Raw genomic sequence first — 6,520 nt, 5'->3', positions numbered from 1 at the left:
ATGTTCTCCACATCCACGGAGGAGAACCGGCGCTCACGGCCGACCCACGTAAACGGGATCTTGCCGTCCAACGCCCACTGACGAAGCGTCATCGGATGTATCCCGAGACGCTTCGCAGCCTTGGACATGCGCAGCAACTCCATGCACAGAACTATACATACACAACACCAGGGATTACTAATGAAGTTGATGAGCCTGCGCGCCCCGGGCCGCACCGTGCCGGCACGCGGTCGTCCGTCGCCATGTCCTCGACCCGGCCGTGTCAGACGTCCTGGAGCGCACTCCGCCGGGCCGTACAGAGCGACGCACACGGGAAGAGGGGCCCGCCCTCCTCCGGACCGACCCCTCTCCACGCAACTACCTTCGATTTCCTAGCCGTTGGGACGCAGGGTCCAGACGACGGTCATCTCTCCCGTCACGGCGCCGTCGGCGCGGCGGATCTCGATCGCCACGGGGAACTCGGGGCGCTGCCCGGCGTCCAGCTCGGCGACGACCTCGGCGGCCGGACGGCCCAGCGTGGCGGTCGCGGTGACGGCGCCCATCGCGAGCTTCTTGTAGGCGATGTCGGCACGGACGGCGAGCGGTACCGCGCGGGAGAGCTGGTCCCCGAAGGCGGCCAGCACGATGGCCCCGCTGGCCGACTCCCCCAGGGTGAACATCGCACCGGCGTGCGGCCCGCCCACATGGTTGTGGTACGCGCCCTGGTCCGGCAGGGACACGACCGCCTTGTCCGGAGAGGTCTCCAGGAACTCCAGGTTCAGCGTCCGGGCCATGGGCACGGTGGCGGCGAGCATCTCGCCGATCGACATCTGGTCTGCGCTCATGGCACCATGTTACTCACGAGTAGCCAAAACAGGCCAGCACCGAACCGTCGCCCGCCCCTCTCCACCACGGCATCCGCCCCGCATCGCTACGACCCTGACGAGGACCGGTGACCGAATCGTGTCCCCGGCGGCACTAGGGTTACTGGCCATGTGGCCAGATCAGCAGCCGCCAGGGGGCGCGCCGAACCCGCAGAACAACCCGCAGCACAATCCGTACCAGCAGCCGGGTTACCAGCAGCCGAACCCGTACCAGCAGCCCGGATACCAGCAGTATCCGCAGGCCGGGCCGTACGGTCAGCAGCCGCAGTGGGGGCAGCCGCAGCCGCCCACCGCGCCCGTCCCGCAGCCCCCGCAGGGAGGCGGCGGCCGCACCAAACTGATCGCGATCGTCGCGGCCACGGCGGTCGTGGTGGCCGCCGCGGTGACCGGCTATCTCGTCCTCGGCGGCAAGGACGACAACAAGGACCAGGCCGACGGCAAGGGCGGGCAGCACAGCCACTCGCCCTCGTCCCAGCCCACGGCCGGTTCGTCGGCGACGGACGACCCTCGCGGCGTCAACACGGAGAAGCCCACCGTCGCCGGCTGGAAGGTCGTGGTGAACCCCAAGTGGGGCGTGGCCTACGACGTGCCCGCCGACTGGGAGGTGCAGTCCCCGGGTATGGCCATCGGCTTCGACTTCCCGAAGAGCGAGCAGGACACGGGCATCGTCATGTCGGGCGTCGCCGAGTACCAGCCGAAGTGGTGCACCTCCGACGACGACAAGGACGGCCGTACCGAGGACACCTCGCTGGCGGCCGCGGGCGTCAAGGGTGCCAGCGGCGCCAAGGACACGGACGAGATCGCGATCAACACGCCGGCCTGGTGGGTCTTCGGCGGTTACACCCAGCCCGACAAGAAGACCATCTCCTGGGACAAGAAGGCCACCGCCTTCACCACGGACTCGGGCATCAAGGGCAGTTACGCGTGGGCCCAGTCGACGCACACGCCGAAGCGGGGCAAGTGCATCAGCGACGGCAAGGCACTCACCTTCGGCTTCCAGAACTCGGCGCACGACTATGTGTCGTTCAACTTCTACGGGGCCAAGGGCGTGAACGGCGAGGTGCCCAAGGCGACCGTCCTGAAGATCCTGCGCACGGTACGGCTGCACGGAGACCCGACGAACCAGTGAGCCCCTGGGGCGTTCCGTCCCTCCGCGGCGCGGCGGGACGGAATCCTGGGGAGCCTCGGTGGCGTGTGGCGCGGTGCGTCGGGGCGCCGGCCGTTCACCGGCGGAAACCGGTCGCCGCGACGGAAACCGATTGCCCGCGCGGCGCCCGCGAGCGATAGTCGCCCGGTGAACTCGCCGTCCACTCCCCGCACCGCGCACAGACCCTCCTGGGCGGGCCGCAACTACTCCCTGCTGACCGCGGCGGCCGTCGTGGCCGGCCTCGGTGCCAACGGCTCGCTCGTCGCCGCGGCCTTCGCCGTGCTGGGTGCGGGCGGCGACGGCGGCGACGTGGGACTGGTCGCCGCCGCGCGCACCGTGCCGCTGGTGGTGTTCCTGCTCATCGGCGGCGCCGTCGCGGACCGGCTGCCCCGCCACCGGGTGATGGTCGCCGCCAACGCCCTCAACTGCCTCTCTCAGGGCGCCTTCGCCGCGCTCGTCCTGCTCGGCGAGCCCCCGCTGTGGCAGATGATGCTCCTCAGCGGACTCGGCGGCACCGGGCAGGCGTTCTTCGGGCCGGCGGCCGAGGGCATGCTGCTGTCCTCCGTGGACGGCGAGCAGGCGGGCCGGGCGTTCGCCGTCTTCCGCATGGCCACGCAGGGCGCGGCGCTCGGCGGCGCGGCCCTCGGCGGCGCCCTGGTGGCGGCCGTCGGCCCCGGCTGGGTGCTCGCGCTCGACGCGGCCGCCTTCGCGCTCGCCGGCGCCCTTCGCTCCTTCCTCGACGTCAGCCACATCCCGCCGCGCACACCGGGCGAGGGCATGCTGGCCGATCTCCGCGAGGGCTGGCGGGAGTTCATCGGCCGGCCCTGGCTGTGGGGCATCGTCGTGCAGTTCTCGATCGCCAACGCGGTGGTCGGCGCGGCCCAGGCGGTCTACGGCCCGCTCGTCGCCCGCGACAGCCTCGGCGGCGCGGGACCCTGGGGCCTGGCGCTGGCCGCGTTCGGCGCGGGCACGGTGGCCGGCGCCCTGCTGATGACCCGCTGGAAACCCCGCCGCCTGCTGCTCGCCGGCACCCTCTGCGTCTTCCCGCTGGCCCTGCCCGCCGCCGCCCTCGCCGTACCGGTACCGGCCGAGGCGCTGTACGGGGTCATGTTCGCCGCCGGTGCGACGGTGGAGGTGTTCGGGGTGTCCTGGATGACCGCGCTGCACCAGGAGATCCCCGAGGACAAGCTCTCCCGGGTCTCGGCGTACGACTGGTTCGGCTCGGTCTCCCTCATTCCGCTCGCGATGGCGCTGGCGGGCCCCGCCGAGAGCGCCTTCGGCCGCCCGGCCGCGCTGTGGGGCTGCGCCGGACTGGTCGTGCTGGTCACCGCGCTGGTGCTGCTGGTCCCGGACGTCCGCACGCTGTCCCGGCGCGGCCGGCCGGTCGTCGCTGCCCCGGCCGCGTCAGCCGATGCCGAACGCCCCGTCGGGGGGCTCGGGTGACGGTACGGCGTCGGCGTCCTCGACCGGCCGCGCGGAACCGGTGAAGTCCCGTACCGCCGCCCCGTGTTCGACCCGCGCCGGAAAGGCGTCCGCCGCGGTACGGCGGGCCAGCGCCGCGGTGTCGACGGGCCGGTGCGCGGCGACGAGCACCGCGTTCCCGAACCGCCGGCCGCGCAGCACCGCCGGCTCGGCGATCAGCACCAGCTCCTCGAAGACGGCGGCGAACGTGGCCAGTTGGGAGCGCAGGAACCCGAACGGCGCGGCGTCCGCGAGGTTGGCCAGATAGACGCCGTCCGGGCGCAGCACCCGCTCGGCCTGCCGCGCGTAGGCGAGCGTGGTCAGATGCGCCGGCACCCGGGACCCGCCGAAGACGTCGGCGATCAGCACGTCGGCGTGATCGTCCGGCGCCGCCTCCAGCCAGGCCCGGGCGTCGGCGGCGTGCACCGCGACGCCCGAGCCCTGAGGCAGCGGCACGTACTCGGCGACCAGCTCCAGCAGTCCCCGGTCGGCCTCGACGACGTCCTGCCGCGAGCCGGGCCGGGTGGCGGCCACGTACCGGGGCAGCGTCAGCGCCCCTCCCCCGAGGTGCAGCACGTCCAGCGGCCGCCCGGCGTCGGCCACGACATCCAGCACATACCCGAGCCGCCGCGCGTACTCGAACTCCAGATACGCCGGCTCGTCCAGATCGACGTACGACTGCGGCGCCCCGTCGACGGTGAGCAGCCAGGCCCGCGCACGGTCGACGTCGGGCATGAGTTTGGCGGTCCCGTGGTCCGTGGTGCGGGTGACGGGTATGGAATCGTTCACTCATCCATTGTGGGTGACCGCACCCGCCGGGGTGCGCGGGGAACCGCGCGACCGGCCACGGCGGCGCTGCGGCCCCCACGCACCCCGGCTTCACTCCACAGTGGACACCGTCCCCGCGCCCACGGTCCGTCCGCCCTCACGGATGGCGAATCCGAGTCCCGGCTCCAGCGGAACCTCCCGCCCTAGCTCGACGCTCATCTCCACCGTGTCCCCGGGCCGGGCGACACCCACCGGACCGAGGTCGACGTCCCCCACCACATCCGCCGTACGGATGTAGAACTGCGGGCGGTACCCGGTCGCCACCGGCGTCGTACGGCCCCCTTCGCGTCCCGACAGCAGATACACCCGAGCCGAGAACCGCCGGGCGGGCACGACGCTTCCCGGAGCCGCCACGACATGTCCGCGCCGCACGGCGTCCCGCGGCACGCCCCGCAGCAGCACCGCCACGTTGTCCCCGGCCTGCGCCTCCGCCATGGGCTTGCCGAAGGTCTCCAGTCCGGTGACGACGGTCTCCACATCGGCGCCGAGCACCGACACCCGGTCCCCCAGGCGGAGCGTGCCCCGCTCCACGGCGCCGGTGACGACCGTGCCCCGGCCGGTGATTGTGAGCACGTTCTCCACGGGCAGCAGGAATGGCGCGTCCAGGTAGCGCTCCGGCATGGGCACGTAGGTGTCCACCGCGTCGAGCAGCGCCTCGATGGACGCCGTCCAGCGCGGGTCGCCCTCCAGCGCCCGCAGTCCGGAGACCCGTACGACCGGCACGGCGTCGCCCGGGTAGCCCTGGGCCGTGAGCAGGTCGCGGACCTCCAGCTCGACGAGGTCGATCAGCTCCTCGTCGTCCGTGCCGTCGGCCTTGTTGAGCGCGACGACGATGTGGTCGACGCCCACCTGCCGGGCGAGCAGCACGTGTTCGGCGGTCTGCGGCATGATCCCGTCGAGCGCGGACACGACGAGGATCGCCCCGTCGAGCTGCGCGGCGCCGGTGACCATGTTCTTGACGTAGTCCGCGTGCCCCGGCATGTCCACGTGGGCGTAGTGCCGGGTGTCGGTCTCGTACTCGACGTGCGCGATGTTGATGGTGATGCCGCGCGCGGCCTCCTCCGGGGCGCGGTCGATGCGGTCGAAGGGCACGAAGGTGCCGGTGCCGCGCTCGGCGAGGACCTTGGTGATGGCGGCGGTCAGGGTGGTCTTGCCGTGGTCGACATGACCCATGGTGCCGATGTTCAGGTGCGGCTTGGTGCGCACGTAGGCCGTTTTGGACATGGCTGTACCTCGAAGCCTCTCAGCCGTGAGAAGGAACGCGGGACCCCGAGGACTGGCCGACCCTCCCCCTGCGGGGTCCGCCGGACGTTCCGGAGAGGGTCAGCTTCGGGCGCCGTCGACAGCGGCCGCGAGAAACAGGACGGCAGCCTTCGGCGCATCCGCGACGGCGGATGCTGCGAGGAGGAAGGCGTACCGGGACATGCGGTCGATCATCGCCGAGCGGAGGTCCGGCGTCGAACGATTTTCGGCGATCGGCGGGTCGAAGCCGCTCAGGCGCCGATGTTCTTCAGCGCCTCCCGGACGGTCAGCGGGGCGAACCGGCCCCGTTCCCGCGCCAGGAAGGCCCGTACGGCCCCGGGGTCGGTCTTGGCGTACTCGCGCAGGGCCCAGCCGATCGCCTTGCGGATGAAGAAGTCGGGGTGGCCGGACTGACGCAGGCAGTAGGCGAACAGCCGCTCGGTGTCGGTGCTTTCCTTGCGGGCCAGCTGGTGGAGCAGGGCGGTGCGTACCGGCCAGCGGTCGTCGTCGGTGATCCAGGCGTCCATGTCGGCGGTGAGCCCGGGATCGGCGGCGACCAGGCGTCCGACCACGTGCGCGGCGAGCGGGTCGACGGTGTCCCACCAGGGGACGGTCGTGACGAGGCGCCGGGTCACCGGCAGGAAACCGGAGGAGCACCGTCCGGCGTGCCGGCGCAGATAGTCCACCGCGAAGTAGTGGTACTCGCGCTCGGGCAGCGCCCAGCAGCGCAGCGCGATCGCGGTGCAGTCGGCCTCGTCGGGGGGCGGGGTGCCCGCGAGGGCGGTGCGGGCGAGGGTGCGGCGGGCCGGGGTGGGGATGCCGAGGAAGGGCGCCACGTCCTTCATGTACGCCCGCATCGGGCCGGCCCGCCCGGCGTCGGCGGCGGCCGCGAACACGGCCGTCACCCGCTCCAGCACGGTGTCGGCGAGGGCGCTGCGCGGCACGTGCGGCGGGGCCGCGCCGGTGACGGTCATGGAGG

The 6,520-nt window shown here is 72.5% G+C and carries 7 protein-coding genes; 2 read left to right on the top strand and 5 right to left on the bottom strand.

Annotated elements, in window-relative coordinates; all coding sequences use genetic code 11:
* A partial coding sequence (locus tag ACIBJF_RS31945) for an excisionase family DNA-binding protein (RefSeq protein ID WP_399178926.1) occupies positions 1–128 on the bottom strand: 128 nt, incomplete at its 3' end.
* Positions 129–371: 243 nt separating this feature from the next.
* On the bottom strand, positions 372–824 hold the full coding sequence (locus ACIBJF_RS31940; RefSeq protein WP_351807952.1) for a DUF4442 domain-containing protein: 453 nt from the start codon (positions 822–824) through the stop codon (positions 372–374).
* Between the two features lie 148 nt (positions 825–972).
* Here ACIBJF_RS31940 and ACIBJF_RS31935 point away from each other — a divergent pair, with 148 nt between their 5' ends.
* Positions 973–1,992 (top strand): hypothetical protein, encoded by a 1,020-nt coding sequence (locus tag ACIBJF_RS31935; RefSeq protein WP_399178920.1) that lies wholly within the window; start codon positions 973–975, stop codon positions 1,990–1,992.
* A gap of 165 nt (positions 1,993–2,157) precedes the next feature.
* Positions 2,158–3,453, top strand: a complete 1,296-nt coding sequence (locus ACIBJF_RS31930; protein WP_399178918.1) for an MFS transporter — start codon at positions 2,158–2,160, stop codon at positions 3,451–3,453.
* Here ACIBJF_RS31930 and ACIBJF_RS31925 read toward each other — a convergent pair.
* From ACIBJF_RS31925 to ACIBJF_RS31915, 3 genes are all read right to left on the bottom strand, one after another.
* Positions 3,415–4,260, bottom strand: coding sequence for a spermidine synthase (locus ACIBJF_RS31925; protein ID WP_399178916.1), 846 nt, complete (start codon positions 4,258–4,260; stop codon positions 3,415–3,417). The genes ACIBJF_RS31930 and ACIBJF_RS31925 overlap by 39 nt on opposite strands.
* 90 nt (positions 4,261–4,350) lie before the next feature.
* Complete coding sequence (gene tuf / locus ACIBJF_RS31920; RefSeq protein WP_399178914.1) at positions 4,351–5,523, bottom strand: elongation factor Tu; 1,173 nt, start codon at positions 5,521–5,523, stop codon at positions 4,351–4,353.
* Positions 5,524–5,792: 269 nt separating this feature from the next.
* The gene (locus ACIBJF_RS31915; RefSeq protein WP_399178913.1) at positions 5,793–6,515 is read right to left on the bottom strand and encodes a DNA alkylation repair protein; all 723 of its coding nucleotides are present in this window, start codon (positions 6,513–6,515) and stop codon (positions 5,793–5,795) included.
* Positions 6,516–6,520 lie beyond the last annotated feature (5 nt).

The sequence above is a fragment of the Streptomyces sp. NPDC050743 genome, from assembly GCF_044456925.1.
In the GTDB taxonomy this organism is placed as follows: Bacteria; Actinomycetota; Actinomycetes; order Streptomycetales; family Streptomycetaceae; genus Streptomyces.
Note: the sequence above shows the minus strand (reverse complement) of the source record. Positions and strands in the feature narration are given on the sequence as shown.